Genomic DNA, 26,972 nt, shown 5'->3' with positions numbered 1-26,972 from the left:
AAGTTAACCGATCCACTTCTTTCGCCAGAAGTAAGTCAGCATTGTCAGAACGGTTCCCGCCATTAAGGCCAGTGCGAACGGGTAACCGAAGTACCAATCCAGTTCCGGCATATTGTAAGGCGACTCGTGGGGATTAAAGTTCATCCCGTAAAGCCCGGCGATAAAACTGAGCGGGATAAAGATCGTGGCGATGATCGTGAGTACTTTCATGACGTCGTTGCTCCGCCGGTCAATTTGCGACGAGTGAAAGTCGCGCAGGTCGGAGCACATTTCTCGATAATAGTTCGCGGCGTCGATTAATTGCGAAACGTGGTCGGAAACGTCGCGGAGGAAGACCTGCGTTTCGTCTTTGATGAATCCACTTGTCACGGGGCGGAGCAGGACGTTGAGCATGTCGCGGTGCGGCCAGACTGCTTTTCGCAAAGAACGGACGTCGCGGCGGATGCGGTGAAGTTCGTTAATCGTTTGTTCCTCAGCTCCGTTTTCAATCTCGTCTTCAATGTCGCTGAGCCGGGCCCCGTACTGTTCGAACACGGGGAAGTACCCGTCGACGATCGCGTCAATGATTGTATAGGCGAGGTAGTCAGTGCCGGAGCGGCGGACGCGGCCCTTGCCGCGGCGGATGCGTTCGCGAACCGGATCGAGGCCGTCACCTTCGTGGCCTTCCTGCAAGGTCAGCACGAAGTCGTTCCCGACGAACATGCCGATTTGCTCGAAACTTAATTCACGGTCGAATTGGACCATCCGCGCGACGACAAACAGATGCTGGTCATAATCATCGACTTTCGGCCGTTGATGAGCATTGACGACGTCTTCGAGCGCGAGGTCGTGCAGACCGAACATCTTGCCGAGTTTCAGTAGCGTCTCGACTTCCCCGTAGCCGTCGACATCGAGCCAGCAAATGCGGCCCGGCGTGCGGTACTGCTCGATTTGCGAAACATCGGTGATGAATTCCTCGATGAACGATTCTTGGTCGAACACGATGAGCCGCATCTTCGACGGCAGTGCATCTTCCGGCGGTGCGATCGTGCCCGGCATCGATCCCGGTTGTGAGCGACGGCGAAAGCGAAATTTCTCTTTCGGTCGCTTCACCCGTTTGGACAGTCGAAATGTCGGCATGAGGAACCTCTGCGGCAGAAACGAACGGCGAGCGCGAGCGATGATCGAATCAAGCGGATGTGAAAAGGGGTTGCCGAACTTCGACAGTGAATGACGACATTTTCAGCGAGGAATTTCTGACTTCCGCTGGAGCCCGTGTGCGGGGAACCCGGTTGCTCTATGATTTTGCGCAAAAGTCGCGTCTTAGGAAAAGCATTATGCCGGAAGCAAGCCGATCACCATTTTTCGAGAAAGAAACGTTCCGCTTCTTAGCCGATCTCGAAGCTCACAACGATCGGGAATGGTTCGCCGAGCACAAACCGCGCTACGAGAAGCACGTGATTGGGCCGGCGTTGGAATTCGTGCGGGCGATGCAGCCGCGGTTGAAGAAGGTGTCGAAGTTTTTCGAGGCGATCGACAAAAAGGTCGGCGGCTCGATCATGCGAATTTACCGCGACACCCGTTTTTCGAAAGACAAAACCCCCTATAAGACAAACGTCGGCATTCACTTCCGCCACGAATTCGGGGCCGATGTGCACGCGCCGGGTTGGTACATTCATCTTCACCCGGACGAGTGCTTCGTCGGCGCGGGGATGTGGATGCCGGAGACGAAGGTGCTCAAGCAACTCCGCGGATCGATCGATGCCGATCCAAATAACTGGCTGCGCGCGAAGAACAATCACGCGTTTGCATCGACTTTCGAATTGGCCGGGGAATCGCTGAAGACCGCACCGCAGGGCTTCCCTAAGGATCATCCTCAAATCGAGGACCTCCGCCGGAAGAGTTTTATCGGCGTGTGCGACCTGTCACGGGCGGATGTGTTGGCGATCGACTTTCCCGATCGGATCGTGGAACGAATGAAGGCGTCCAAACCCCTGATGCGTTGGCTGTGCTCCGCGCTCGACTTGCCGTTCTAAGTTTGAGTCCCCCACAAGCCCGCAGCGCCAGCAAGGGATTTGCTCGGGATGGCAAGATCTTACTCTGCGTGACTTTCGCGTTGGCAGGCTCCCTGCTTTTCGAGGGCGGGCACAGCCCGCCCAACGAGGACTTCATGTCTGTCGGAGCGAAATCCCTTGCTGGCGCGTCGGGCTGGTGTTGAGTTTCTGCGATGGGCAGTCTCTACCTTGTCGAGTGGACACGAATCCCGGAACATAAACCGATCAGCGGTGTTCTATGTGTGGGCAACCCCGGGACCATCGCGAAATGTCATCGAACAGGAGCCGTATGATGAATCTGCCGAATCTCACTCACATCGACAGCGAACTCGACCGTCGGCATTTTCTCGGGGCGACTGCGGCGGGGGCTGCGATGACGCTCGGGGCGGGCTCACTCGGCGCGGCTCCCACTGAAGTCAAAGCGAACGATGCCGAAGCGAAGCCGGAGAACCTCGTCGCCGACCTCTACGAGTCGCTCACACCGAAGCAGCGGGAGTCGATTTGCTTCGGTTGGGATCAGACCGATGAGCGGTCCAAAGACATGCCGCTGCGATTGCATGTGAGCAATAACTGGCGGATCACGCGACCGGGTGTGATCAGCCCATTCTTCACACGCGATCAGCAGGAAATGATCGAGGCAATCTTCTTCGGTCTGTACGATAAACAGTGGCACGGCAAGGTCCGGCAGCAACTCAAGGACGACGCGGGGGGCTACGGCAAGCGGCAGAGCATTGCCATCTTCGGTGAGCCGGGCAGCGGGAAGTTCGAACTGGTTATGACCGGTCGTCACCTCACGATCCGCTGCGATGGCGACAGCACCGAGCATTTCGCCTTCGGCGGGCCGATCTTCTACGGACACGCGGCCCGCGGCTTCAACGAAAAGCCCGACCATCCCGGCAACGTGTTTTGGCCGCAGGCGGTCAAGGCGAACAAACTCTACGAGATGCTCGACGGCAAGCAGCGGGACGAAGCTCTACTGGCGTTTGAACCGGCTGAGAGCGAAGTTCACTTCCAGAAAGAGGGCAAATATCCCGGCCTGGCTGCGGCCGAGATGTCGGCTGATCAACGGGAGCACCTGACCGGCGTACTCGACACGCTCCTCGAACCGTATCGGGAATCTGATCGCAAAGAGGTCCACCGCTGCTTGAAGCAGAACGGTGGGCTCGAAGCCTGTTCGCTTTCGTTTTATGAGACCGGGGACATCGGTGAAGACAAGGTCTGGGACAATTGGCGGCTGGAGGGACCATCGTTCGTCTGGTATTTCCGCGGTGCTCCTCACGTGCATGTCTGGGTCAACGTCGCCAGCGACCCGTCGGCGAAGATCAGTGCGGAGGGTTGAGGCCGTACTTCCCGCCCCACACGCAGAGGCGATGAATGTCAATAGTGTGAGGAGAGTTCGTTTTGAGTTTCAAAAGGTTTGAGAAAATTGTCGATAAGTCTCTGTCGACAATTTTCACAATGGCTTAGAAATGGGAACTCGGTTGGCTCGCGTACGACCGCGGAGTGTGTCGGCGAGCCGCTGTTGTTTCAGGAACGGCAAACGAGGGGACCGGAGCCAGTGCGTGCCGACGTCGGAACTGCGAATCGTTCTTTCCAAACTGAATGGCCGAATCTTGAACATGAGCCGCGCCCGCCGGCGGGAACGCTGAAGCTTTCGGCGTGTCAGACGTCGACTTCCAACTGGAATCTTGACGCGTCCCTTGATGAAGTCGGCCGCGCCGGCATCGAAGGCGTATCTCTTTATCGACCCAAACTGGTTTCGATCGAGCCCCGACGCGTCGTTGAAAGGGTCCGATGCCGGGGGCAGTTTGTCTCCAGTATTGGTTGGCTTGGCGGGTTTGTTGAGCAGGGCGCAGGCGAGATCGCGTCCGCCGTGTACGACGCACTCGATTCGCTCCCGCTGGCTGCGATGCTGGGCTGTCGCACTTTAAATGTATCGTTGGGAGGCTGTCGCGGTTTCACCCCGCGACATGCCCGCCGCATCGCCACGGATGCGATCCGCCGCATCGCATGGCACGCCCACGAATTCGGCGTGCGACTGGCGCTCGATGCGGCCTGCCCGATTGCGGAGGCGAAGCGACCTCTGGCGGAAAGCCCTCACCGGCTCTATGAAATGTGTGCGGACATCGATGCACCGAACGTGCACATGCTGCTCCGCACATCGCAGTTTCGTCGCGTTTCGTCGTTTCGGCACTTTCTTGCCGAATTCGAGACAGGCGACGGCGGCCCGTCCTCGATTTCTGTGCGTCTTGATCACGGTGATCGCATTTCCGACCACGCGATCGCGGGCATTTACGAGTGCCTGCTCGGGGCCGATTTCTGCGGAGCGGTCGAGGTGGAGACATCTCGAAACGGCGAAGGGGTGCCGCGTTCTGAATCGCGAAAGCTGGAGCGCTGGAGACGGATTTACGACGCCGTCATCGGGCAGAAACGCGAGACATCGCGTCACGTCGAATAACTCCGTTCTCAAATGCCAAGACTGTCGGCGGCTGCCGGTTAGACATTCTTTTGCTGGATGATTCCACCCAAAGTCGCTCGATAGCTGTTTGATCGCGACTCGGTGCGGCTACACTACTTCCGACCGGACTGCTGCCCCTGACACGATGACAGCGCTCGATCGCGGCAGTCGGTCGACGTTTCGCGTTTGGAATGTGTGGGGAGTTAAATCTGTGCAGGAGGAATCACTCTCGCTCGACGAGTTGGCCAGGCAACTGGGGCGCGACCGTCGCGAGTTAGAAAAGCTGGCCAACCGAGGTCGGATACCGGGCCGCAAGCGGGACGGCGTCTGGCAATTTCACGGACGTGAGATCACGCAATGGCTCGAGCAGGAAATGCGCGACTTCAGCGACTCGCAATTGCGTGATGTGGAGCAGTCGACGCACTCGGGAGCCAAATTCGAAGACCTGCCCGTCTCGCATCTGATCAGGCCGGAAACCATCGAATTCCCGATCACCGGTAAGTCGAAGCGGTCGGTGCTCGAACATCTGATCGAGGCGGCCGGTCGCACTTACGAGGTCTGGGAACCGGCTCGCGTGCTCGCTGCCGTGATGGAACGCGAGGATGACCTTTCGACCGGATTCGCCGGTGGGATCGCCTTCCCGCACCCGCGGAATCCGATGCCCGAAACGCTTGGGGATTCGATCGTGGCCTTCGGTTATGCCCCGGGCGGTATTCCGTTCGGTTCGCCCGATGGGCAACTGACCGACCTGTTCTTTCTGATCCTCTGCCGCGATTCGCGAACGCACCTGCGGGTCTTGGCCCGGCTCGGTCGGATGGCCAACGATTCCGAATTTCTGCACGCCCTGCGGATGGCGGAGGACAGCACCGAAGTGTTCCAAATTATCGAGCAGGCCGACGCCGCGATCGCGGCGAAAAAGTGACCGACGTTAAAAGCGGGCTTTTTGCGTGAGCCGGGTCTGTTACGAAACTCGGGCTTCCCCAGTCACGTCAGTCCTGTCGCTTTTGAACTATCGACCGGCGGATGAGACGACGCCTCGATCGGCCAGCGGCGCTTCCCGTTCATTTGCACGATCAGCCTGATCTTGCCGCACTGATTCGAGAACCTTATCCGTGTCGGCCTTCGGTTCCGCTGACCTGCCGTTTGCGGTCTTCACGTTTTGAGAGGCGAGAAACTCGTTGAACGACGTTTCAAATTGTCCCAGCCAGTCGCCGTCGCGCAGACGAATCGGTTCGACCTTCCGGCCTTTCGACAGTTCAGCGAGGGCATTTTGAAATCGGACCAGCGGACCGGCGACCTTGTGGCTTAGTCGAACGACGTCAATCACGAGAATCGGCAGCAGCAGGACCGCGCAAATCAGAATGCCGCAGTTCTCAGCAACGAATTGGGCATACAGATCGCGGAACATCAAAGGGCGTTCGCCGGTCAGTATCTTGCCGCGGCTGTTCAACCAATCGAACAAAAAGATCGCGTGCCACAAGACCGCGTGGTAAATGAACCAATACGCCAGCACATGCTTGATGGTCTGGCCTTGGATTTCCCAACTGACGAATCGCTTCGTTCGCTTCGGCTTTTCGGTCGGGGAGGAGTCGTTCATCACGCTGGTGTGCCTCGCAAGAATTGCAGTGGCTCGATTGAAATGAATCACGACAAACCTATGTTAAAAACAACGGCCGCGAGGCGATTGCTGTGATTCGCCCGCGGTTTTTGCGAACGAATAGATCAATTGTGACGGCGAAATCGAGAACCGGATCGATCGGGGCTTCATCAGAGGCGGCAAAAGCCGAACTCGAAACGATGATGCCCGTGACATTCCAATCCGTCCGAATCTTTGCATGAACGACGATGGCGGTTTGATATATGCCTGAGCAATTGCCTGAAGCGTTGGACGTGATCGCCGTCGGGGCACACCCGGATGATGTCGAGATCGCCTGTGGGGGGACTCTTGCGTCGCTCGTACGGCAGGGATATCGGATCGGAATCGTCGACCTGACCGATGGCGAGCCCACACCGAGGAGCCCCGGTCCCGAGGTCCGACTCGCCGAAGCCGCGGAGGCTGCGGGTATTCTCGGCATCCAGGAACGGATCACACTGGAGTTACCGAATCGCCGGTTGTTCGACGGATTCGACGAACGGGTCGCATTAGCAAAAGTGTTTCGACGTTTCCGTCCCAAAATCGTTTTGGGGATCGGTGGTAAGACGCCGCTCGCCTCTCCTGATCACTGGCAGGCGATGCAGATTACCGATGCGGCGGTCTTTTATTCGCGTTTGACGAAGTGGGACGAGAAGTTCGACAATCTGCCGGTCCATACGATTTCCAAGCTGGTCTGGTATCCTCTAGCCTTGAAATCCCTGTCAATGCCCGAGAATTCAGGTGCGTTCGTCATGGATATTTCAGAAACGTTCGACGTAAAATTGGAATCCATCCGGGCGTATCGGACTCAGTTTCCGCCCGAGAAGGAACGTGTTTTCGACATGGTCCGAGGAATCAACGGTTTCTTCGGTGCCGGTGCGGGGTTCAAATACGGCGAGGTCTTCTTGTCATCCACAACGATCGGAACGAATGATTTGGTGCGAACGGTTTTGCCTCCGGTCGGGCCCGTCGATCCGAAATGATGCTGACCACTCTATCTGCGTTTCCTCACAGTTTTTCCAAGTGATTCGGCAATATTCGAATGCGATTTCGTTGCGGTCATCTGAGCATCACCGGCAATTTCCGGGACAATAACGAGGACTCGCTCTACGTCGATCCGGAGTGCCGATACTTCTTGGTCGCTGACGGAATGGGCGGTCAATCGGCGGGCGAAAAAGCCAGCTCGATGGCGGCGGAACTGTTCTCCCGCACGCTCGAACAGCGGATCGACTTTCAAGACGACGTGGCCGCCGATCGCCATGATGAAATCGTCAAGTGCATTGACGAGGCGGTTGCGTACGCCAATTCCGAAATTATCGCGCTCGGGCAGGTCGACCCCGAAATGCATCAGATGGGCACGACACTCGTGTTCGCGGTGCGGGTGGCCGACCAACTATTTATTGGCGGTGTCGGCGACAGTCGATGCTACCACCACACCGGCGGTGTGACTTCGCAATTGACGACCGACCATTCTCTGACTCAGGCGCTTGTCGATGCGGGGACAATCACCCGCGAAGATGCGGCGACTCATCGCTACAAGAACGTGCTTTACCGATATCTCGGTACGAAAGATGGTTCCAAGGGAACGCAGGCTTCGCCTGTCGAGCCGGCCCCCGGCGATCGGTTCATGCTTTGCTCCGACGGCGTGACCGACGGTATCGAGATCGAGAATATCCAGCAAATTCTCGAAGACCACGCCCACCCCCAAGACGCGGCCGAGAAACTTGTGAGCGCCGCCGAGGCCGGCGGATCGAGAGACAACATCACCTGCGTGGTCATTGACGTCGAGGCAGACTGAGCATCGGTTTCGTCACGTCACCGACCAATCGGGCAACGCCAAGCGCCAATTGGCCCGTCGCTGACAGCTGATAGCCGAACGCTGAACGCCGAACGCCGATCCACCGACGAAATCAGTGGGTTACCGCATGTTCCCGACCGGCCCGCCCTCGTATACTGATTCGGGGCCTTGCGTGATGTCGGCAGTGTTGTCGCCATCGGGCAATTTCCCAACCATCGGCGTCTATGCGACGTATGATCTTCAAGCGTCTCACCGCGAGACGTCCGATGGGATCGGTCCTGCGGATTCTGCCGCGACCTCCCGAGCGTACTTTCCACTGCTTCCCCCGGAGAAATGCGATGCGATGTGGTCTGCTCTCCCCGACGACCTTTCTCACGATCCTTTCGGTTTCGATCGGAGCTTCGACCGCATCAGCTGATGACAAGCTGCCTCCGCACGCGAAAGTGCTGGAGGGCTTCGAAAAGGTCGTCTCGACGGCCGACCGTGCCCGGAGCATGTGGACGGTTCACACCAAGGCGGACGACAACCAGGTCTACCTCGAATTGCCCAAGGGCTACGAATCGAAGAAGTACTTCATCGCTCTGACTGTTGCCTCCGGCGATTTGTTCGCGGGGCTGCAAAGCGGTGACATGTACGTCTACTGGAAGAAATATCAAAACACCCTCGCCCTGATTCAGCCGAACGTCGAAGTTCGATCGACGGGCGATGATGAATCGAAATCTTCGGTCCAACGACTCTTCACCGACCGCGTGCTGTTGCAGGTGCCGATTGTGACCAACGGTCCCGGCGGCGGTCCCGTGATCGATGGCGATGCCCTGTTCGTCGGACAGGCCGAGAAGTTCTTCGGCCCGGGAGTACAGAATCGTCAGCTCCGGGGCATTTTCGAATTGAAAGCGGCGAAAGCGTTTCCCGAGAACATCGAGATCTCTTTCGAAGTCGCTAACCAACGCGGCACGCTGCAGACGCTTCACTATTCGATCAGCCTCATCAAGGACAATCCAAAGTACAAACCTCGGCGAGCCGACACGCGGCTCGGCTATTTTACGACGACCTACCGCGACCTCGGCAAATACAGCGCTGATGATGTCAACATTCGAAACATCAATCGCTGGCACCTCGAAAAGGCGGACGGCGATCTTTCGCTCAGTCCGCCCAAAAAGCCGATCGTGTTTTACATCGAGCACACGACGCCGATCCGGTATCGACGCTGGGTCCGCGAGGGAATTTTGTACTGGAACAAGGCGTTCGAAAACGTCGGCCTCGCCAGCGCGATCGAGGTCTACTACCAGGACAAGAACTCCGGGGCTCACATGGACAAAGACCCCGAAGACGTTCGCTACAACTTCGTGCGGTGGCTCAATAACGACATCGGCACCGCCATCGGGCCCAGCCGCGTGCATCCACTGACCGGCGAAATTCTCGATGCCGACATCGTGCTGACTGACGGCTGGATCCGGTACTACCGCTTTCAGTTTGAAGACCTTCTCCCGAAGATCGCCGTCGAAGGATTCAGCGCCGAAACGCTCGCTTGGCTCGCCGACAACCCGAGTTGGGACCCGCGTGTGCGAATGGCTCACCCGGCTTCCCGAGACGCGGTCAGCCGCCAAATCGATCAGCAATTGGTCGACGGCGCCGGGGCACATCCCGATTCGATGATCAGCACCAAGATGCTCGGCGATGACCAGTTCGACGGATTGCTCGGACGCAGCAGCCAAGTTAATGGGTTCTGCCTGGCCGCCTCCAATGCGGCCTTCGATACCGCCGTGATGCGAATGCACATGGCGGCCCTCGCAGCCAAAGAAGCCGTCGAAGCGGGCAAGCCGAAAGAGGAGAAGGACGAGCCGAAGGAAAGCATGATCGACGGCATGCCAGAGTCGTTCGTCGGCCCGCTGCTGGCGCATCTGGTTTCACACGAGGTCGGTCACACCCTCGGCTTGCGACACAACTTCAAGGGCTCGTCGCTCTACTCGCTCGAAGAAATTAATTCCGAGTCGTTCGACACCGACAAGCCGATCGCGGCTTCCGTGATGGACTACAACCCGACCAATGTTCGCCTCGACGCGGGCGAAACGCAGGGGCCGTACACGATGCTCGGGATCGGCCCGTACGACCATTGGGCGATCGAGTACGGTTACACGTTCGACTCCGACTTGGAGAAAATTCTCAAGCGCGTGGCCGAGCCGGAGCTTCAGTACGCGACGGACGAAGACACCTACGGACCCGATCCGCTCGCTCGGCGTTACGATTTCGGCCAAGAGCCGCTCAAATATGCGTTCGACCAGGTGGAACTGGCAGAATTTCACCGGAAGCGACTGCTCGAAGATTTTGTCGCCGAAGGCGAGTCGTGGGCCAAAGCCCGTGACGGGTACACGTTGACTCTGGGGCTGCAATTGCGGGCTGTCTCCATGATGGCCAACTGGGTTGGCGGCGCGCATATCTATCGCGACAAGAAGGGCGATCCGAATGGTCGCTCTCCGATCGATCCGGTTGCCGCCGACGTGCAGCGGGATGCACTCGACTTTGTTCTTAAGAAATCGTTCCGCGACGAGGCATACGGGCTGACCCCCGAACTGATGCGGCACCTCACGACCGACAAGTGGTTCGATGAGATGGGCTGGTCCGCCGCGATGCAGGACTCGACATGGCCGGTGCATGATCAGGTGCTTCGCCTGCAGTCCTCGACCCTCACAATGCTCATGAACCCAACGACGCTGCGGCGGGTTCACGATAACGAACTCCTTGTCGCGTCCGGTAAAGAAGTTCTGACGCTCTCGGGCTTGATGGACGCGATCGAAGATGAAATCTGGTCGGAGCTATCGAACGACGGTGAAGACATGGAAGGCGAATTCTCTGAACGGAACCCGGCGATTTCGAGCCTCCGTCGAAACCTGCAGCGGGAGCACCTTTCGCGACTGATCGACCTGTCGACCAATTCGCAAAGTTACGTGGCGGCCTTCAAACCGATTTCCAATTTGGCACGCCTGCACCTGATCGAACTCGACAAGAAGATCGAAGCCTATCGGGATCGCAGCTCTGAAAAGCTCGATTCGTACACGGCCGCCCATCTCGGCGAATGTCAGGACGCGATCGAAAGAGCTCGGACGGCTCAATTGATTTATAGAGGCGGTTAAACGACATTCGGCAGGTCCGTGATCCGTCAATGTCGCCCCTCGGCGGCCGGAATATTATGGGCCGAAAAAAGCCGAAGAAACCGCCAGCCGATCATATCGACCGCCCCCGTCCCGAATCGCCCGAGGACGGGAGCGGTCTTTCTTTGACGCCGACCCTGCTGCCCGGACGGCCCTCATCGCTGGACATCGCAGCCTTCGTTTTGACCGCAGCCGCGGCAGTGCTCTTAACATTGCCGATCCCGCTCGGCATTCCAGGCGAATGGGCATGGGAACGGATCGAGCAACCGCTCTGGCTGTCCGCCTTCGCGGCAGTCCCGGCAATCTTCGCGCTGGTCGTCTATGTCGGGTTCGTGAGACGGGCATCGCGGTATTTCTTCGTTGACGCTCCTCGGGCACGAGCGGTGAGTCTGATGTTGCTGGTGTGCGGCGGTTTCGTCTGGCTGTGGGTAGCGCAGCAGACTCCGATCCGGTCTCAGCATCGATTAGGGAAAGCGGCGGTCGTGCTCTACTTCCCCTCCTCCTCCGGCTATTACACGCTGGCCGCCAACGACGCTCGCAACCTCGGCTCGTTCCTCGCTTCCTATGAAGATCGGATGCGCAAAGGCGATGTGCTGCATATCGGCACTCATCCGCCGGGTCTGGTCGTGGCGTATCGCTCGCTCTTGGCAATATTCGAGGCGTCGCCGTTTCTCACTCGGTTCGCAATTAATACCGAACCACATTCGGCGCGCGAGGTGTTTCGATCGATCGGTGAAGACCTGCCCGCCGTCTCCGGCGAATTGACGCCGGCCGCCGAGGCGACGATCTGGACGTTCGCCATGCTCACGCAATTGGCTGCCGCAGCGACGGTCGTGCCGCTCTATTTTTTAATCCGACGGTTCGTTTCCGATGACCTTGCGTGGAACGCGGCTGCACTTTGGCCATTAACGCCGGCGGTCGCATTATTTCTTCCGAAATCAGACCTGCTGCTGCCGCTGTTCGGCTGTTGCTTCTTAGCGCTGTGGGCGGCGTCGCAACTTCCGGGTCGCTGGTGGCTGGCGATTCCGGCCGCCGCCGTGGCGTTGATCGGGATGACGCTCAGTCTCGCTTTGCTACCGATTGTGGCCGTCGTGGGAGTATTCGAAATTTTGCGTATGATTCTCGGTTGTCAAGATCGCGGAACTATTCGGTCCGCCCTGCTCCGCGGCGGCGCGGCCGCGGCATTCGTCGCATTAATTCTGATTTGCTTCTATCTCGCCGGAGTCGATTTGCTTTCGATCTGGCGACTTAATTTATGGAACCACGCCAGGTTTTACGACGAGTTTTCACGAAGCTATTTCGGATGGCTCGCGGTTAATCCGCTTGAACTCCTGATCGCGGCCGGACCGGCGATTTGCTGCGCGGCCGCAATTGGGCTTTGGCGTGAATTATGCCGGCCCGCCTTAACCGACTACGGGGCGTTGATGCTCGCCATTGTAATCGTATGGAGCGGTTTGTGGATTTCAGGAAAGAACTCCGGTGAGGTGGCGCGACTGTGGATTCTGCTAATGCCGCTGTTAGTGGTATTGAGCGCCGCCGCCATCACGAATGAAGAACGCGACAAGCCGCGTTCGGCAACCCGGCTATCGCCGAGCTGGATCGCTATCGCGCAGGGGTTCTTCACCCTCTACTTAATCGGCACAGTCACCGGCTTCGCAATCGCCGGCGTGCTTTAGAGCAGTTTCCTGCTATCTGTGGCGGCTATCAGACGCACAACGCCTGCGTATTCGCAAGGATCGCCGCCTGAACCCGCTACACTTACGGGGTTTCGCTCTAGTCGACCAACCGGTTGATCAAACTGACCTGCGTGGTGAAGTTCTGGCTGGTGGAATCGCTGCGTCGATCTCACTCCTTTTCAAACAAATATCTTTACGTGGGTGAAACACACGGTCTCCCAAATTGAAGCTCTCAGCTCTCAGCTCTCAGCTCTCGGCTCTCGGCTCTCATTACTTGCTGAGAGCTGATAGCCGAAAGCTGATAGCTACTTCGAAAAAATCGGACGCGCGCCCGGCAGCTTTGCCGCGGCAACATCCGCTGCATGGGGGTAACCGCAGCCTTACGGCTGCGCCCACCAGCGGGGTAAGTAGAGGCGGTGCACCGTCTGTCCTCTACCTGAGCGGAGCCGGTTGCGCGGCTCGGCGTCTCGCCGCGGAGGGGCCTGCGGCAGCGACCTATAGGAGAGTCCGCTAAGACTTGAACGAAAACTCGGTTTCATCGTGGTAGCCGAACATCGTGATTTCATCGGAATGGTCGCGATGCAGTCGCTTAAGCGTTTCGAGCGTCGTGCGACGCTGCGGGTCGTTCACGGCGCGTTGCGCGGAGAGTTTGCCGACGGGGTGATCGGGATCGGTGAGCTCGCCCCGGAGGAAGTAGGCATCGCCGATGTAAAACAGCCAGCCGGAATCACTCTGAATGGCGACGCCGCAGTGGCCGAGCGTGTGGCCGAAAAGTGGGATCAACTGCACGGAGCCGTCGAGCCCCAGGTCGAGCGGCCGCGCTTCAAACTCGAACCAGTGCTGCTCCGACGGACCGACGGCTCGCCACCGCGGCCTGTGCTCGAACTGCGCCGGCGGATACCGAAAATCGCCCGCTTCAATCGCGGCGAGCTCTTCGGCGGAAAGGTGCACTGTCGCGTCGGGGAAATCGGCGAGACCACCGGTGTGATCGGGGTCGCCGTGAGTCAAGACGACGTGGGTCACGCCCGCCGGATTAAGATCCATCGCTTCAATCTGACGATAGGCGGTCAGCTCTTCGTGAAATTGAAAACCGGCGATATCGAGCATCTCCCGGCCGATACGGCCCTCGGGATCGGCAATGTCTTTCAGGCCGATGCCGCTGTCGATCAGCACGAGCCGCTCGCCCTGTTGCAACAGCAGGCAATGGCATGAGGCGCGTGGATTGGACCCCGACTGTAACCAGCCGCAGTTCAGGTGGCGAATTTCAAGCATTAATTGGGCTCGTAGTCGGTGACGGCGGCCATCGTCTCGGGATTAAAGGGCACGGAGACGTGGTCATGAAAATACTTCCAACCGGTGTCGGTCTTCCGCAGACATGACGTGGCCCGCATCCATGTTTGCGTGGCAGGGTGGTTTTCTTCAGGCGACGTAAAATTTAGAATGAAATGCACCACGGCGAGGCCGTCCGATATTTCGATTTCCTTCTCACGAATATCGAAGCCGAACTCGTCGGGAAAATAAGGCAGGCATTGCTCCCAATTCTGACGGTACGCGGCCAGTCCCCGTGAGACGTAAGGCGGAATCGCGTCGTAGAGCACGAAATCTTCGGCATAGAGTTCCATGAGACCGTCGAGATCGCGGGCGGAAAGGGTCTCGCACCAGCGGCCGATGACCGCTTCGATGGCGCGCTTCTCCTGCGCATGTCGCACCTGTCGGCTGAGCCGGTTGACGGTCTGCTGAAATCCTTCGACGGCCCCGTATTCGCGTTCGGTCCGATCACGGATCTCGGCCGAGTCGAACACCATCCGCATTGTCAGCCGCGTCCCGGCTTCGACCGCCTCGAATGTGACTATTGAATTAAACTTCACATCGGCCGTCGCGGCTTCGCCGGTATGGCGATACTCAATCCGTGACGGCCGCTCCAACACGTCGAACATGATGCGGTTCGGGTAGTCGGTCCCGTCGGGCCCGTGCATGGTGAAATGCCAAGTGCCGCCCGGTTCGAACGCCGCCTCGTGCGTCGTGGTGGTGAAGCCTTCGGGGCCCCACCAGTTGGAGATATGCTCCACGTCGGTCCATACGTCGAACACCAGCTCGGGCGGTGCGTTCAGAACGCGTGAGATGACGATTTCGCGATCAGCGGTCGATTGGGCGGTATTCATGAAATTGTAACTTTCGTTTTTAAGATTCTTTAAGATCAGAAGTCGAGCGGTCCGCGACCGGCGGCCCGGCGGGCGTCGGCGAGTTGGCCGCGGTGCGACATGTCGTGCATCGCGATGAACAGCAGCAGCCGGCCGATGGTCTTAAAGTCCGGATTGTCGGCGAAGGCCTCCATCACGACCGCCGGCGGGTCGTCGAGTTTCGACTCGTCGATCGAATCGACGTATTCGATCAGCGCACGGTGACTCGCCTCATAGGCGGCGAGCACTTCTTCATACGGCGGATATTTGGTCGGGTCAGCGACCGGTTGCGTGCCGCCCTGAAAGATCGCATCCCATTCGGCATACGGATTGGGTCGGCCGTCGATCAGGGATAACAGCCCCGCACTCGCGTGAGCCGCGTGGCCGACGACCCACATGGGGTGGTTCCCTCCGTTGGGTGTCGGGAAGGTCAGCGCGATGTCCTTACAATCCGCGGCCAGCCGGTGGGTCCAGTTGTAGCAAAGCTCCAACGCTGCCTTAATCGTTTCGATGGTTGTCATGTTTGGTTCTCCAGAGTCGAGGCGAGGTACTCATCGAGGCCGTCGAAGCTGGAATGCCAACCGGCGACGACGCCCATGTCTTCGTGCTGCTTCCGGCTCTCAACGCTCGGGTGATCGATCCGGAGTGTCAACCGAGTCTTTTCGTCGAGTTCGTCGAATAAAAAAGTAACCACCATTCCTTCGGGGAGCTCGCCCAACTCGGGGTGATGAAAGTCTTCGGCGAACTCGTCGGTGCTGACGATCCGCTCGTTGGGAACGATCTCCTGAAAGACGCCTTCGACCGGATACTCGGCCCCGTCGGGGCCGGTCATCACGTACCGGGTCTTTCCGCCGACGCGGAAGTCGAGTTCTTCGACACGTGTCGTGAAGCCGCGCGGCCCCCACCATTTCTCCAAATGCTCAGCTTCGGTGAAGGCCTTCCACACCAACTCCCGCGGGGCCTTAAAGACTCGCGTGAGCACCAACGTCGTTTCCGAAGCTTGCGGCAGGTCAGCCATGATTCGAAATTTCGTTAAGGATTAAGAGAAGATCGAAGCTCAGGCGGTCACGCGAAGCCGTCCGAGATAGCTTTCCAGCTTGACGAACGTGCTCAGCATGCCCTTGTGATGAGCATCGCGGCCGGCGGCGTTCTCGAACAGCATCTGTAGGAACGTCAGCCGGGTCCCGCCGTCGTGGTCTTCGAACCGCACGGTGACGATCGATTCGTGACCCGGCCGGCCCTGTTCATCTTCGAGTGCGAAGGTGCTGACCAGCTTCTCCCTCGGAACGACCTCTTGATAGCAGCCACTCATCCAATACTCGTTGCCGTCGGCGGCGCGGATGCCGCACCGGTAGGTCCCGCCCGCTCGCGCGTCGTCTTCGCAGGAAATTATTTCGTAGTCGAGCGGGACGCACCAGTGGACCTGATGCTCCGGCTTGGTCCAGACTTCGTACAGCAGTTCTCGCGGAGCGTCGAAGTTCCTCGTCAGCAAGAGCGTCCGTGACAGCAGATATTTCAAGTTCTCGAAGGCCCCGCTCCAACCGTCGTGGTGCTCGTTCCTGACATGGGTCGAGGCGAAGCCGGTTTGTTCGAATTTCATCAAGGTTTGATCGCCGACCTCTTCGAAGGTCACGGTTGCGGTCGTCGCTTGGTCCAGTTCGCCGTGTTCGTCTTCCCATGCCATCGTGAAGATTAATCGCAGTGGCGGAACGACCGCTCGATAAACTCCGCCGCAGACATGCTGCTCCCCTTCCGGTGATTGCATGCCGCAACGCCACGAGCCGCCGGGAGTGCAATCGTTCTGTGCCGAAGTGACTTTAAAGTCTTCCGGGCACCACCACTTTGAAATGTGCTCTCGCTGCGTCCATGCGGCCCAGACGAGTTCCCGCGGAGCGTCGAACGTCCGTTCCATGCGAAGGGTCAGCTCATCCGTTTCACTTCTTCCGGCGGCCGGTACGCTCATCGCTGCCCTCGTTTTGTTGAAGTTCTTTTAAGTAATCATCGAGTCGGTCGAAGCTCTGTTCCCAGAACCGGCGGTATTGGTCGATCCACTCCTGCGCTTCACGCAGCGGCTCGGCTGCCAGTCGGCACGGACGCGTTTGCGCTTTCCGTCCGCGTTCAATTAAGCCGGCCTTTTCCAGCACCTTAAGATGCTTGGTGATCGCCGGCATGGTCATGTCGAACGGCTCGGCGAGTTCGGTTACCGAGCGTTCCCCCTTTGACAGTCGGCGCAGAATCGCTCGGCGAGTCGGATCGGCGAGTGCGGAGAATGTCGCGTCGAGTGTTGGCATCGTTTCGCAACCTGCCGATCCTTCGGCTTAAAAGTGCTATTTTAAACGCCGAGCCTCAACCATCATCCTGCTCGTCCGAGTACACCAGCAGCATCCATCCGATGCCGAACCGGTCGGAGAGCATTCCGAACTTCGGTGAATAGAACGTCTCTCGCAGCGGCATTTCGATCTTGCCGCCCTCGGCCAGGGCGTTGAATTTCTGCCCAACCTCTTCCACCATCGGCAGCGAGAGGGCGAGCGTGATTCCCTTGAAGTCGACTTCGGTGCTCATGCCGTCCGAGCACATGAGGAGCGACTCGCCCACTTTGAATGCGGCGTGCATGACCTTGTTATCCCAACCGGGCGGCAGCGGCATTTCCGGTGGCTCGGGACTTTCGCTGAACCGCATCACCGTCTGCACCTCCGCCCCGATCGCCCGCTGATAGAATTCCAGCGCCTCATCACAACGCCCGCCGAACATGAGATACGGCTGAATCAGAGTCTTCGACACGGCTCACGTCCCTCCAGAGTACTGTACCGAACGGTTACATAACCGAACGGTAAAATACTGTTGCGAACTGAAACCGTCAATCAGCAATTTCAAAAAGTTGAAGCACTTCGGCGAGCAGAAGTGATCAGCCGGATTATGCGCCCGAGCCGCCCGGTCGGCCGACAGAATTTTCACCTTGCTTCGACCATCGCCTCAGCCAGATCGCAGCGCAGGTCACCAATCCCCGCCGATCCCCGCGACATCCAGCGTCAATTGCACCGTTTGCGTCGTGAGAATTCCGTGCGTGAACTCCGGAAGAACATCGCCGGGTGAACTAGGGCGACCCGCTGCCAAGCCCTCGCCCCCAGACACCACGCCAGGACATCCACAGCCGCGAGCACGGCCCCGGCGATCACCAACAAAGTCCGAGGGGCCGCCACTTCGCCCCCGGCCCGCAGCGGCCGCAATAGTAGAGCAGCAACCCGAAGAACAACCCCGGCGAAACCGACGCCCCGCTCGCGTAGAGAACCGCCAGCAAATTAAGATCACGGGTCCACGGAATATCATAATGAAACTCCGTAAAATGCCGCGGCTCGATCCGAATTAACACCAGATCATGCACGCAGGCGACGACCCACAGGATCGCCCACGTGCCGAGGAGAATGGTGTAGAAGATGGGGCGGGTGTTTTTGGCTACGATATCGTCACCTTCGGAAGGAACCCCGTTGGTTAAGGTGACTCTTTCAATAGCTGTTTATTTTTTCGAGGGCTGACAACCTCGTCGACATCGAGCTTAAATTCCGTTTCGAAAGGAATGAACGCTCCGATCTCGAGTGTAGGCGTGCCGGTCTGAGCGAAGCTATCTGGTCGATCGAAGACGGCGATTTGAATTTGATTCGGTTTCAGGTGCGTTAGCATGCTCAGTGGAAGCGGTTCGCTGTCAAGCAGATATCGTGCTTCGGTCGGACGGACCAGAGATTTTCCAATCATCCGACGGCAGACCTGCTTCCATTGCGAGCCGCATAGCTGCTCATCCCACAAATATTCCAACTCATTATTGTCCGCCGTTACGACAGCATTTGCCTTGTTCAACGTGATGATGTCGATCCGGTAGAGCTGCTTCGCGTCAGCGAACGGTCCCAACTTGCCGTGATCACCGAGTTGAAAGGATTTAACTAATCCACGGTCGTCGACCTTCACCGTTCCAACAGTCCCGAGTTTCCAATCACGTGAGCCCCTCAGAGGAATCGACCAGCGATTCCGGGAAACAAACGCTCGGAGCGTTCCGTGTAGCTCCCATCGGCCTTTGCCCAACGGCAACTCTGCTTTCTCGGGAATCGGCGATCCCCAGGAATAGACGCCGAAAATCGGGTAGGATGTATACCTCGACGTTTTCGCCAATGAGAGTCGGTGTTCGCCGTTGACCAATTCCGACGAGCAGATGGCGGCGTCCCACAAAATGTCATTGGGAGGCGTCCTCGCGGCCACGACGAGGTGTCGGCGATCGTCGCCCACGAAGGGAGATTTGTCGATTGCCGGTATTAGGAGAAAGCGGTCGACGATCTTAGCCCGACTTATCCTTGCCCCGTCGTCGGAATCGATTTTATTCCGATTGTATAGTTTGACCCGATAATCATATTGATCGCAAAGTTGTTTCAGCGTGCCCCAATAGCTTTTCGCGGTCACCGGCTTGCGATTCAGTGGTCGATCTTTACGCCGGAAGAGTGAGCGTTCGATTTCGTCAGAGGGGAAATTAATCTCCATACCTTGAGCGGTCGCCAGGTGCGAGAGTAACTCTGCAACGGTGCGAGCAGCCTTGGGCGTCGAGAACGTTAATTGAGATTGCAAAGGCACCGGCGGTGCAGCCGGGAATTCTTCGCCATGCGCAACTGTGGCGAAGAGGTTCAGAATAGTCGCGGTCACGACGAAACAGTACGAGCGTTGCAAAGCGGGATGAAGTTCGCGGTACATGTCGCTCTCAGAGTTGTTGCTCGGATAAGTCGTTGTGGCAATCCGCCTTGCAACGGCTACCAAAGCTCGGCAATCGATAGTCTGCTGAACTTAACCACGCATTCGGATACGGTGGCTCTTCAAGACTGCAATCAGCTACTCAATCAGCGCGATTATCTTCACTGGCGTCATTCGAAAGGTCGCTCAGCGCCGTAGTCACCTTCAAGCCAGCCGTGATAGCCCATGCACATGCCGTCGCCTTCGGCCAGATCAACCGTTGAAACACTTTTGCCGGTGGCAACGTCTTCGAGTTCGACTGTCACACGCAGGCCCACCGAATGCGTATCGTTGCTCAACGTGCCGGAGACGCCGTCCAAGATTTGCATTAATCCTCCGACGGCGTCGTCAATGGCTTGGAAGGCGGCCTCGCGAGCCGAACCATTCAGTTCCGAATTGACTTGCCGACGGGCATGCGCTCGGACGTCCTCGAAAATGATGAATCCGGCCGCATGTTGCAGCCATAACTCTCGTTCGCGCGGTTCTTCCGGCGGCTGCGTCAAGCTGTATTCGTAGGTGGCCACAATCTCTGTCTCACTTGAGTGAAGGCCGGTATTTTAGTCTTCAAAGCAATACAAATCCGCCCCTGCCTTAAGAAATAATTGCTTCCCCACGATCACCGGGGAGGCATCAATGCCGCCGGGAAGGTTGTTTTCGGCGACGATCTGGGGGCGGTCGCCGTGTTTTAAGACCAAGGTCGTGCCGTTGCGGCCGGGGATATAAATGTGGCCGTTGGCGGCGGCGAGGGAGGCGTAGGTCGTGTCGAGGCCGGGGAGCCGCATCTGGCGGACGATCGGTACGCCCGTTCTGGCATTCAGGACTGTTAAGATCGCGTCACGGCTCTTGGGAAAGTAGAGGGTGCCCTCGTAGAGGACCGGCGAGGAGACATAGGGGGCCGAGTACGTTTCGGACCACGCGATCTGTTCGGAGCCGGTGATGTCGCCTTTGGAGTCGAGGGGGATCGCGACCACCGCGTAGCCTCGGTATCCGGTCATGCAGTAAACGTTTTCGCCGTCGGTCACGGGGGTGGCGATGGGGTTGGAGGCTTGTCCGCCGCATTCCCAAATCTCTTCGCCGGTGGCGAGGTCGTAACTACGCGTGCGATTGGAGGCGTTCATGATGACCTGCACGCGATCGCCGCTTTTATAATTGGAAGGCGGGACGATCAGCGGCGTCACCCATGTGGTTTGCTCATCGCGGTTAACTCGCCATTTCTCCTCGCCGGTTTTTGCGTCAAGGGCCGCGATGAAGTCAGGGCCTTCGTGATCCCACGGCACGACGATCGTGTCGCCATAGAGCGCGGGCGTTGCCCCTTCGCCGAAGGCGGCACGTGTTTCCTGCTTGCCGAAGTCTTTCTTCCAGACAATCTCGCCGCGGGTGTCGAGGCAGTAGAGGCCGCGCGAGCCGAAGAACGCGTAGACGTGTTCGCCGTCCGTGATCGCCGAAGACGCCACGTAGGCGGTCGATTTGTGCCCCGGCTCATGCGGCACCTGCGTGGTGCAGACGGTCTCGCCGATGATTTCGCCACTGTTGCGATCGAGTGCGAGGACCTTAAAGTCGAACAACGTGGTGGGCATCGCGGCGCTCTGATAGCCGCTCACTGGTTTCACCGGTCGCGACGGCTTTCGGCCCGTATCGACGGCGGTCAGCATGTAGATGCGATCCTCCCACACGATCGGCGTGGCGTAGCTGCTGCCGGGGATCTTCGTTTTCCATTTGACGTTCTCGGTCTCGCTCCAACGAATCGGCGGCGTCGCCCCCTCGGCTGCGGTCCCGTCACCGTTCGGCCCGCGCCAGCGATGCCAGTTGTCCCCGGCACCATCGGGAAGGCCGTCGGCGGCGAGGGCGGTTGTGGCAAGGAGTGCGATCAGGGCGGACGGCAGGATCAGTCTAAGACTCACAGCGATCTCCGTTCAGGCGGTGTATGGTGTGTCGCAATCTTAAGCGATAGCTGCCGGTTGGCTCCAACGCGTTCGCAATCACGCGTTCAATTGGATGGCGCGCGTCGCGGGTTGCGGTGTCCTTTCAGCTTTATTGAGGGCCGAACCGTATGGTATCCTTGCGAACTGAAATCTGAACAAATCGGAGTTCTTAATGATCTCAGAAGCTACGAAGTCAGTCGTTGCTCGATCGAAAAAAATTTACGAATCCCGACTCCGAGCTTAGCTTGAGCCGGATCATCGAGGCGAGTACGTCGCGATTGAGCCGCAGTCCGGCGATTACTTTGTCGCCGAAACATTCGACGCGGCGGTGCGGAAGGCGCGGTCGGCACATCCCGAGAAGCTCACGCACACAATCCGGATCGGACATTCGGCCGCGTTCCAAATTGGTGCGGCGATTTCGTGACCGGCATCGTCGACAAACAGATCCGGGCCTTGATTTCTGTGCGGGTGGCTGCAACTGACGGAGGCAGACGCCTCTATTCTTCCTCGTCGCTCGCTGCACCACTCTCCCCATCATTAGTGTCACCCGGCTCATCCACTCCCCCCGACGCCGGTTTCCGCATCGCGTCGGCATCGGGGAGTTGGCTGAGGTTTCTTAAACCAAATTCGGCAAGAAATTCGCGGGTCGTGTCGTAGAGATAGGGGCGGCCGAGGGTGTCTTCCTGTCCGCCGACTTTGACGAGTTTGCGCTCCATTAGTTGCTTCAGCATGTCGGCGCATTGAGAGCCGCGGATCGATTCGATGTCGGCCCGTGTGATCGGCTGGCGATAGGCGACGATCGTGAGGACTTCCATCGCCGGGCCGGAGAGCTGCATCCGTTCGGTGCGGGAGTGCAGCCGGTCGAGCCAGGTGGCAAACTCCGGGCGCGTCATCAATTGAAACCCGGCTGCGACTCGTTCGACCACGAAGGCCGAACTGTCGGCATCGAAGGCGGCATTGAGCTCGTCGATCAGCGCGTTGGCTTCTTTCGTATCTGCCAGCAACGCGTGTTGGGCGAGCTTGCGGGACGTGAGCGGGCCGTCGGCGACGAATAGCGCGGCTTCGAGCCGGGCGAGTTTCTCCGAGCGACCGCGGTCGAGGTTCCGCCCCGTTGGTATGGGTCGACCATTGGTCGGGCGAAGGGCGGCGACGTGCGGGGCTGACGGACGCAGACAGCGATAATCGGACCACGATCGCGGCGCGGCGGTCGGCAATCGGACGGGTCGGCCCCAGTGCGATTCACTCACTGCCGGGCGAACTCCTCAAGTTGATGTAAGACATCGGCGACGGCGGCGGTCGGATTGGCGGCCTCGGCCTCGAAGCGGCGAACGGTCCGATAGGGGCCGCTCGGTGGCAGGCCGCACGTGAAGTAGAAATTGCCGGGTCGGCTGCCTTCAGTCAACGCAAAGCGTTCGATGCCGTGCCGTTTCAGCTGATCGATCGCACCGGGCCAGTCGAGCGAATCGCTGTTGTGCTCTGATTTGCTCGCGTACTTTGAGTCGCGGGGGGCGGATGCGAATTGCTCTCGTCCTGAATCGAGTGAGGCGAACATATCAGCCGTCGAAAAGCCGGGATCGTCGTCGAGTGAGCGACCGCTGTTGGATGCCGAGGACGGAAACGACTCGACCGCAGCGTCGGTCCGAGCGTTGGTCAGTTCGAATTCACTTCGTGGGGGCGGATTGATTGCATCGCCGGCGCGGGGCGCCTGGCCGGATGCGGGGTCGGCGGCGGCAATGCCGAGGTCTCCGCCGAACGTGTCATCGAGGGCCTCGCCGAAGTCGCCCTCCAATTTGAGTTGATCCGATCCCTGATACCGCTCGCTGCCGGCCGGCGGGCCGAACATGGCCAAGGCGGGGACGGCGACGACCGGGACGATCAAAATCGCTGATTGGACAAAGCCGGTGATTTGAGACATTTCGGGCTCCTTCCCGCTGGCGTGAATTGCTGCTGCGTCACGGAGTGCTGGGGACGAATCGTCCCGTCCGAGTCGGCAGCGGCGTCGAGCATTCCATGCTCTGAAGGTCCGAATTGCATTTCGCGTTCCGGCCTGCCGGAAAATTCTTCGATCACCCGCTATTTGGAGCAGATTGGCACACGGCGTGCAAAATATGTTCGGGTAATGCCGCAGTAGAACGCCGGGAATGCCCTTTTCGCCTACTTTTCGCTGTCGGCTGTCGAGGGTGTAGACGGCTTCTCACGCGTCGTTACGATGTAACCGCTACAAAATCGCGGCCGATTGCCGCACGACGTTTGTGTAAATTATTCAATCAGGTCCGACGCCAAGTCGGGCCGCATGACGGACCGGAGCCGACCCATGCCGATATACGGACCGCTCAAGTTCTTCTCTCAGTTTGTGATCGCCTCATCGTTGCGACGGGTCACGTTGACCATTGCGGTTGCCGCGATTTCGACGGTGGGCGGCAGCGCTGCGTTTGCACAGGAGGCCGATGGCGAATCAAAGGAACATCCGCTCAAGCCGGCGATGGCATGGGCGCAGCGGAGCCTCAAAGCCGTGCAGGAAGCGGGAGACTATTCCGCCGTGTTTTCGAAGCGGGAAATCATCAATCGTGAGATGAAGTCGCTGCAGACTCAGATCAAGTTCCGCCGCGAACCCTTCAGCGTCTACATGCGGTTTATCAATAAAGATAACGCGGGACGTGAAGTGCTGTATGTCAAAGGCCGGAACAACGGCAACCTGCTGGCCCACGAAGCGACCGGCCTGGCGTCATGGGCGGGCACGTTGGAACTTGATCCCCAAGGCAACATGGCGATGGCGGAGTCGCGGCATCCGATCACGCGGATGGGGATGGAGAATCTCGTTTCGGCAATCATCAGGCAATACGAAACGGAGATGAAATACGGTGAGACCGAAGTGAAATATTACCCGGATGCGAAGCTCGACGAGCGACCGGTCCTTGTGATCGAAAGCCGACATCCGGTGCCGCGACGCGTCTTCAAGTGGCATGTCACACGGCTTTGGATCGACAAAGAAACGTACCTTCCGGTCCGTGTGCAGCAGTACGGGTTCCCGCAGGTCCAAGGCGGCAAGCCGGTGCTCGTAGAGGACTACGCCTACACGAAGATTCGCACGGATGTCCGCCTCACCGATGCCGATTTCGACCGACGAAATCCCCAGTATCAATTTTGATTCGAGTGAATCGTGAGAGGTGAGCTGCCAAGTTTAGCCGCGACCGATAGGGAGCGTTCCGTTCTTGCCGAGCAGCGTGTGCCGTGGAGACGTTGACTTCGATTGCCGGCCTTCGAGACGCCGTCCGTGAAGCCCGTGATTCGCGGAAGTCGGTCGGTTTCGTCCCCACCATGGGGGCTTTGCATGAGGGCCATGTGAGCCTGATCCGAGCGGCCCGGCAGCGCTGTGATTTTGTGGTGGTTTCGATCTTTGTCAATCCGACGCAGTTCGGGCCGAACGAAGATTTCGATCGTTACCCGCGAACGTTTGAAGCGGACTCGGCCGCGTGTGAATCGACTGGCGCCGACCTGATTTTCGCACCGCAGCAAGAGGCGATCTATCCGGATGGCTTTGCGGCCGAGGTCCGCATTGGTGGCGTGACGGAAGTGCTGGAAGGAGAGAAGCGCCCGGGCCATTTTAACGGCGTGACGACGGTGGTGCTGAAGCTGTTTCAGATCGTGCTGCCCGATATTGCGTTCTTCGGGCAGAAGGATTTTCAGCAGCAGTTGGTCATCCGCAAAATGTGTCGCGATCTCAACGTGCCGGTCGAGATCAATACCTGCGAAACGGTTCGCGAAGCCGACGGTCTGGCGCTGAGCAGTCGGAATCGCTACCTGAGCGATGCGGACCGGCAGCGTGCGTTGGCGTTATCGAAAGCCTTATTCGCCGCCCGCGATGAGCTGCGCAGTGGGGCGACCGATCTTCACACGGCGGAATCGTCCATGCGAGAGCAAATTGGTCGCGACCCTGGTATTGAGATCGATTACTGTGTGCTCCGAAACGCGAGGACGTTGAAAGTCCCCGCATCGACGGCGGAACCGCTCGTCTTGCTCGGGGCGATCCGCATCGGGCAGGTGAGACTGATCGACAACGTGTTGGTGGATGAACTGCGCTGATAATTGGAACGAACAACAAGCCGCGCACGAAGTAAGCGGATCAAGCGTGACGATCCAATTCATCCGCTTACTTCGTGCGCGGCTTGTTCGTGGAATTTATTGATGATTGTGATTAATCGCTGATTTCTGGAAGCCGGAGGGAGTCTGCCGATGCGTCAGGTGTTGTTGCGAATCCATGCCGATTCGTTTTTCTCGTTCGAGCCGATCGATGGTGTCGCCGCAGTGGGGCTGATCGTCGTGTTGGCGGCGTGGTGCGTCTACGGGGCGTTCCTGCTTTGGCAGGTGCGTCGCGAAGCCGCTCTCAAGAATGGGACCGTCGACTGGGTTTTCCCGGCGGCGATGTGGGGCGGCATTGCGCTGGCGATCCTTGCCCTTCCAGCCGTGGTCACCTCGACGGCGATCGGCAGCAACTTGTCGGGGGGCATTCCCATCTATGGTTACGGCTTGATGGTCTTTCTCGGGTTCGTGACCGGCACCGTGCTGGCAGCCCGGCGCGCCCGATCGGTGGGTATCGATCCCGAACTGATTTGGGATTTGGTGATCGTGGTCTTTGCCGCGGGGATCGGCGGAGCTCGGCTGTTCTTTCTGATTCAATACTGGCCGACTGTGATGGCGGACAAGACCTCGATCGGCGAGATGGTGTTTGCGGCGATTAACCTTTCGGATGGCGGGCTCGTCCTTTACGGGGGCGTGCTGATGGTTTTGGTGGCCGGGACGATTTTCGCGTTCAAACGCAAGGTTGAGCCGCTGCTGCTGGCGGATATTGTGTTCCCGTCCTTTTTCATCGGGCTGGCGTTCGGGCGGATGGGGTGCCTGCTCAACGGTTGCTGCTTCGGCGATCGCTGCGAGCTGCCATGGGGAATTCAGTTCCCTGAAGGGAGCGTGCCTTACGGCATCTTGCTGATGCGCGGCTTCATCGACCCGGCGGCCGAAGCGACCTTCGCGCTGCATCCGACGCAAATCTACAGTTCACTCAACGCGGCGATTTTGGCTGCGGTCTCGATTTCGTTGTTTCGTCTGAGGCCCCCGGCCGGATCGGTTTCGGCGTTCGCTTTGATGTCGTATCCAATGACCCGTTTCCTGCTTGAACTCGTTCGGGGCGATGAGATGGGGCAGCTCGGGACCGGTTTCACGATTTCGCAGTTCGTCAGCTTTGGCGTGGTGCTGACCGGTGTAGCGCTGTCCGTCTATTTGTTCGTCCGAACGCGAAGCCGACCAATCGCCCCCGCGATTTGATTTGAGTCACACCCCATCGCCGTCTCGGTCTTGCGAA

The 26,972-nt window shown here is 58.7% G+C and carries 26 protein-coding genes and 1 pseudogene; 11 read left to right on the top strand and 16 right to left on the bottom strand.

Going from position 1 to position 26,972, the window contains the following annotated elements:
* Positions 1-3: 3 nt before the first annotated feature.
* Positions 4-1,119, bottom strand: a complete 1,116-nt coding sequence (corA, locus tag Pan189_RS13865) for a magnesium/cobalt transporter CorA (protein WP_145364570.1) — start codon at positions 1,117-1,119, stop codon at positions 4-6.
* Positions 1,120-1,316: 197 nt separating this feature from the next.
* Here corA and Pan189_RS13860 point away from each other — a divergent pair, with 197 nt between their 5' ends.
* The 4 genes from Pan189_RS13860 (at position 1,317) to Pan189_RS13845 (ending at position 5,413) form a co-directional block, all read left to right on the top strand.
* The gene (locus Pan189_RS13860) at positions 1,317-2,015 is read left to right on the top strand and encodes a DUF2461 domain-containing protein (RefSeq protein WP_145364569.1); all 699 of its coding nucleotides are present in this window, start codon (positions 1,317-1,319) and stop codon (positions 2,013-2,015) included.
* A gap of 310 nt (positions 2,016-2,325) precedes the next feature.
* Positions 2,326-3,372, top strand: coding sequence for a DUF3500 domain-containing protein (locus Pan189_RS13855; protein WP_145364568.1), 1,047 nt, complete (start codon positions 2,326-2,328; stop codon positions 3,370-3,372).
* A 219-nt stretch (positions 3,373-3,591) separates the two neighbouring features.
* Positions 3,592-4,491 (top strand): sugar phosphate isomerase/epimerase family protein, encoded by a 900-nt coding sequence (locus tag Pan189_RS13850; protein WP_310820484.1) that lies wholly within the window; start codon positions 3,592-3,594, stop codon positions 4,489-4,491.
* A 211-nt stretch (positions 4,492-4,702) separates the two neighbouring features.
* Positions 4,703-5,413: a PTS sugar transporter subunit IIA gene (locus Pan189_RS13845; RefSeq protein ID WP_310820483.1), complete on the top strand. Its 711-nt coding sequence runs from the start codon at positions 4,703-4,705 to the stop codon at positions 5,411-5,413.
* Positions 5,414-5,500: 87 nt separating this feature from the next.
* Here Pan189_RS13845 and Pan189_RS13840 read toward each other — a convergent pair whose 3' ends face one another.
* Positions 5,501-6,088, bottom strand: coding sequence for a methyl-accepting chemotaxis protein (locus Pan189_RS13840; RefSeq protein WP_145364565.1), 588 nt, complete (start codon positions 6,086-6,088; stop codon positions 5,501-5,503).
* 263 nt (positions 6,089-6,351) lie between these two features.
* On the opposite strand from Pan189_RS13840, the gene Pan189_RS13835 reads away from it, so the two are divergent.
* The 4 genes from Pan189_RS13835 to Pan189_RS13820 all read left to right on the top strand — a co-directional run bounded on the left by Pan189_RS13835 (position 6,352) and on the right by Pan189_RS13820 (position 12,747).
* Positions 6,352-7,107: a PIG-L family deacetylase gene (locus Pan189_RS13835; RefSeq protein ID WP_145364564.1), complete on the top strand. Its 756-nt coding sequence runs from the start codon at positions 6,352-6,354 to the stop codon at positions 7,105-7,107.
* 59 nt (positions 7,108-7,166) lie between these two features.
* Positions 7,167-7,922: a PP2C family protein-serine/threonine phosphatase gene (locus tag Pan189_RS13830; protein ID WP_145364563.1), complete on the top strand. Its 756-nt coding sequence runs from the start codon at positions 7,167-7,169 to the stop codon at positions 7,920-7,922.
* Positions 7,923-8,260: 338 nt separating this feature from the next.
* Positions 8,261-11,053, top strand: coding sequence for a zinc-dependent metalloprotease (locus Pan189_RS13825; RefSeq protein ID WP_310820482.1), 2,793 nt, complete (start codon positions 8,261-8,263; stop codon positions 11,051-11,053).
* A 29-nt stretch (positions 11,054-11,082) separates the two neighbouring features.
* Positions 11,083-12,747 carry a glycosyltransferase family protein gene (locus Pan189_RS13820; RefSeq protein WP_145364561.1) on the top strand — a complete coding sequence of 555 codons (1,665 nt, stop codon included), beginning with the start codon at positions 11,083-11,085 and terminating at the stop codon, positions 12,745-12,747.
* Positions 12,748-13,257: 510 nt separating this feature from the next.
* Here Pan189_RS13820 and Pan189_RS13815 read toward each other — a convergent pair.
* The 14 genes and pseudogenes from Pan189_RS13815 to Pan189_RS13755 form a co-directional block, all read right to left on the bottom strand.
* Positions 13,258-14,019: an MBL fold metallo-hydrolase gene (locus Pan189_RS13815; protein WP_145364560.1), complete on the bottom strand. Its 762-nt coding sequence runs from the start codon at positions 14,017-14,019 to the stop codon at positions 13,258-13,260.
* Positions 14,019-14,456, bottom strand: a complete 438-nt coding sequence (locus Pan189_RS21810) for a YybH family protein (protein WP_445785728.1) — start codon at positions 14,454-14,456, stop codon at positions 14,019-14,021. The genes Pan189_RS13815 and Pan189_RS21810 overlap by 1 nt, the downstream gene beginning before the upstream one ends.
* Positions 14,454-14,909, bottom strand: a pseudogene (locus Pan189_RS21805) (SRPBCC family protein); the annotation flags it as partial. The pseudogene Pan189_RS21805 and the gene Pan189_RS21810, both read right to left, overlap by 3 nt.
* A gap of 35 nt (positions 14,910-14,944) precedes the next feature.
* Complete coding sequence (locus Pan189_RS13805; protein WP_145364559.1) at positions 14,945-15,448, bottom strand: DinB family protein; 504 nt, start codon at positions 15,446-15,448, stop codon at positions 14,945-14,947.
* Entirely contained in the window at positions 15,445-15,945 is a 501-nt protein-coding gene (locus Pan189_RS13800; RefSeq protein ID WP_145364558.1) for an SRPBCC domain-containing protein, read from the bottom strand. The genes Pan189_RS13805 and Pan189_RS13800 overlap by 4 nt, the downstream gene beginning before the upstream one ends.
* Positions 15,946-15,984: 39 nt before the next feature.
* Entirely contained in the window at positions 15,985-16,890 is a 906-nt protein-coding gene (locus Pan189_RS13795) for an SRPBCC family protein (RefSeq protein ID WP_145364557.1), read from the bottom strand.
* Positions 16,862-17,218: an ArsR/SmtB family transcription factor gene (locus Pan189_RS13790; protein ID WP_145364556.1), complete on the bottom strand. Its 357-nt coding sequence runs from the start codon at positions 17,216-17,218 to the stop codon at positions 16,862-16,864. Before Pan189_RS13790 ends, Pan189_RS13795 begins: the two co-directional genes overlap by 29 nt.
* A 55-nt stretch (positions 17,219-17,273) precedes the next feature.
* Positions 17,274-17,708, bottom strand: coding sequence for a VOC family protein (locus Pan189_RS13785; protein ID WP_145364555.1), 435 nt, complete (start codon positions 17,706-17,708; stop codon positions 17,274-17,276).
* 391 nt (positions 17,709-18,099) lie between these two features.
* Positions 18,100-18,309 (bottom strand): hypothetical protein, encoded by a 210-nt coding sequence (locus Pan189_RS13780; RefSeq protein WP_310820480.1) that lies wholly within the window; start codon positions 18,307-18,309, stop codon positions 18,100-18,102.
* 107 nt (positions 18,310-18,416) lie between these two features.
* On the bottom strand, positions 18,417-19,658 hold the full coding sequence (locus tag Pan189_RS13775; protein WP_145364553.1) for a hypothetical protein: 1,242 nt from the start codon (positions 19,656-19,658) through the stop codon (positions 18,417-18,419).
* Positions 19,659-19,825: 167 nt separating this feature from the next.
* A complete protein-coding gene (locus Pan189_RS13770; protein WP_145364552.1) occupies positions 19,826-20,218 on the bottom strand; it encodes a hypothetical protein in 393 nt (130 codons plus the stop codon).
* A gap of 33 nt (positions 20,219-20,251) precedes the next feature.
* Positions 20,252-21,595 carry an outer membrane protein assembly factor BamB family protein gene (locus Pan189_RS13765; RefSeq protein WP_310820479.1) on the bottom strand — a complete coding sequence of 448 codons (1,344 nt, stop codon included), beginning with the start codon at positions 21,593-21,595 and terminating at the stop codon, positions 20,252-20,254.
* Positions 21,596-22,113: 518 nt separating this feature from the next.
* A complete protein-coding gene (gene scpB, locus Pan189_RS13760; RefSeq protein ID WP_145364551.1) occupies positions 22,114-22,863 on the bottom strand; it encodes an SMC-Scp complex subunit ScpB in 750 nt (249 codons plus the stop codon).
* The gene (locus Pan189_RS13755; RefSeq protein ID WP_145364550.1) at positions 22,860-23,531 is read right to left on the bottom strand and encodes a hypothetical protein; all 672 of its coding nucleotides are present in this window, start codon (positions 23,529-23,531) and stop codon (positions 22,860-22,862) included. The genes scpB and Pan189_RS13755 overlap by 4 nt, the downstream gene beginning before the upstream one ends.
* Before the next feature lie 399 nt (positions 23,532-23,930).
* Here Pan189_RS13755 and Pan189_RS13750 point away from each other — a divergent pair, with 399 nt between their 5' ends.
* The 3 genes from Pan189_RS13750 to Pan189_RS13740 all read left to right on the top strand — a co-directional run bounded on the left by Pan189_RS13750 (position 23,931) and on the right by Pan189_RS13740 (position 26,935).
* Positions 23,931-24,764 carry a DUF1571 domain-containing protein gene (locus Pan189_RS13750; RefSeq protein ID WP_310820478.1) on the top strand — a complete coding sequence of 278 codons (834 nt, stop codon included), beginning with the start codon at positions 23,931-23,933 and terminating at the stop codon, positions 24,762-24,764.
* Positions 24,765-24,847: 83 nt separating this feature from the next.
* Positions 24,848-25,699, top strand: a complete 852-nt coding sequence (panC, locus tag Pan189_RS13745; protein ID WP_145364548.1) for a pantoate--beta-alanine ligase — start codon at positions 24,848-24,850, stop codon at positions 25,697-25,699.
* A gap of 150 nt (positions 25,700-25,849) precedes the next feature.
* A complete protein-coding gene (locus Pan189_RS13740) occupies positions 25,850-26,935 on the top strand; it encodes a prolipoprotein diacylglyceryl transferase (protein ID WP_145364547.1) in 1,086 nt (361 codons plus the stop codon).
* Positions 26,936-26,972 lie beyond the last annotated feature (37 nt).

The organism is Stratiformator vulcanicus, assembly GCF_007744515.1.
In the GTDB taxonomy this organism is placed as follows: domain Bacteria; phylum Planctomycetota; class Planctomycetia; order Planctomycetales; family Planctomycetaceae; genus Stratiformator; species Stratiformator vulcanicus.
This window is presented reverse-complemented; position numbering and strand designations above follow the sequence as displayed.

Excerpts from the sequence above, each read along its gene's own strand:
- corA (WP_145364570.1), bottom strand. The coding sequence starts at position 1,119 with ATGCCGACATTTCGACTGTCCAAACGGGTGAAGCGACCGAAAGAGAAA.
- Pan189_RS13860 (WP_145364569.1), top strand. The coding sequence starts at position 1,317 with ATGCCGGAAGCAAGCCGATCACCATTTTTCGAGAAAGAAACGTTCCGC.
- Pan189_RS13855 (WP_145364568.1), top strand. The coding sequence starts at position 2,326 with ATGAATCTGCCGAATCTCACTCACATCGACAGCGAACTCGACCGTCGG.
- Pan189_RS13840 (WP_145364565.1), bottom strand. The coding sequence starts at position 6,088 with ATGAACGACTCCTCCCCGACCGAAAAGCCGAAGCGAACGAAGCGATTC.
- Pan189_RS13835 (WP_145364564.1), top strand. The coding sequence starts at position 6,352 with ATGCCTGAGCAATTGCCTGAAGCGTTGGACGTGATCGCCGTCGGGGCA.
- Pan189_RS13830 (WP_145364563.1), top strand. The coding sequence starts at position 7,167 with ATGCGATTTCGTTGCGGTCATCTGAGCATCACCGGCAATTTCCGGGAC.
- Pan189_RS13825 (WP_310820482.1), top strand. The coding sequence starts at position 8,261 with ATGCGATGTGGTCTGCTCTCCCCGACGACCTTTCTCACGATCCTTTCG.
- Pan189_RS13820 (WP_145364561.1), top strand. The coding sequence starts at position 11,083 with ATGTCGCCCCTCGGCGGCCGGAATATTATGGGCCGAAAAAAGCCGAAG.
- Pan189_RS13815 (WP_145364560.1), bottom strand. The coding sequence starts at position 14,019 with ATGCTTGAAATTCGCCACCTGAACTGCGGCTGGTTACAGTCGGGGTCC.
- Pan189_RS13805 (WP_145364559.1), bottom strand. The coding sequence starts at position 15,448 with ATGACAACCATCGAAACGATTAAGGCAGCGTTGGAGCTTTGCTACAAC.
- Pan189_RS13800 (WP_145364558.1), bottom strand. The coding sequence starts at position 15,945 with ATGGCTGACCTGCCGCAAGCTTCGGAAACGACGTTGGTGCTCACGCGA.
- Pan189_RS13795 (WP_145364557.1), bottom strand. The coding sequence starts at position 16,890 with ATGAGCGTACCGGCCGCCGGAAGAAGTGAAACGGATGAGCTGACCCTT.
- Pan189_RS13790 (WP_145364556.1), bottom strand. The coding sequence starts at position 17,218 with ATGCCAACACTCGACGCGACATTCTCCGCACTCGCCGATCCGACTCGC.
- Pan189_RS13775 (WP_145364553.1), bottom strand. The coding sequence starts at position 19,658 with ATGTACCGCGAACTTCATCCCGCTTTGCAACGCTCGTACTGTTTCGTC.
- Pan189_RS13755 (WP_145364550.1), bottom strand. The coding sequence starts at position 23,531 with ATGTCTCAAATCACCGGCTTTGTCCAATCAGCGATTTTGATCGTCCCG.
- Pan189_RS13750 (WP_310820478.1), top strand. The coding sequence starts at position 23,931 with ATGCCGATATACGGACCGCTCAAGTTCTTCTCTCAGTTTGTGATCGCC.
- Pan189_RS13740 (WP_145364547.1), top strand. The coding sequence starts at position 25,850 with ATGCGTCAGGTGTTGTTGCGAATCCATGCCGATTCGTTTTTCTCGTTC.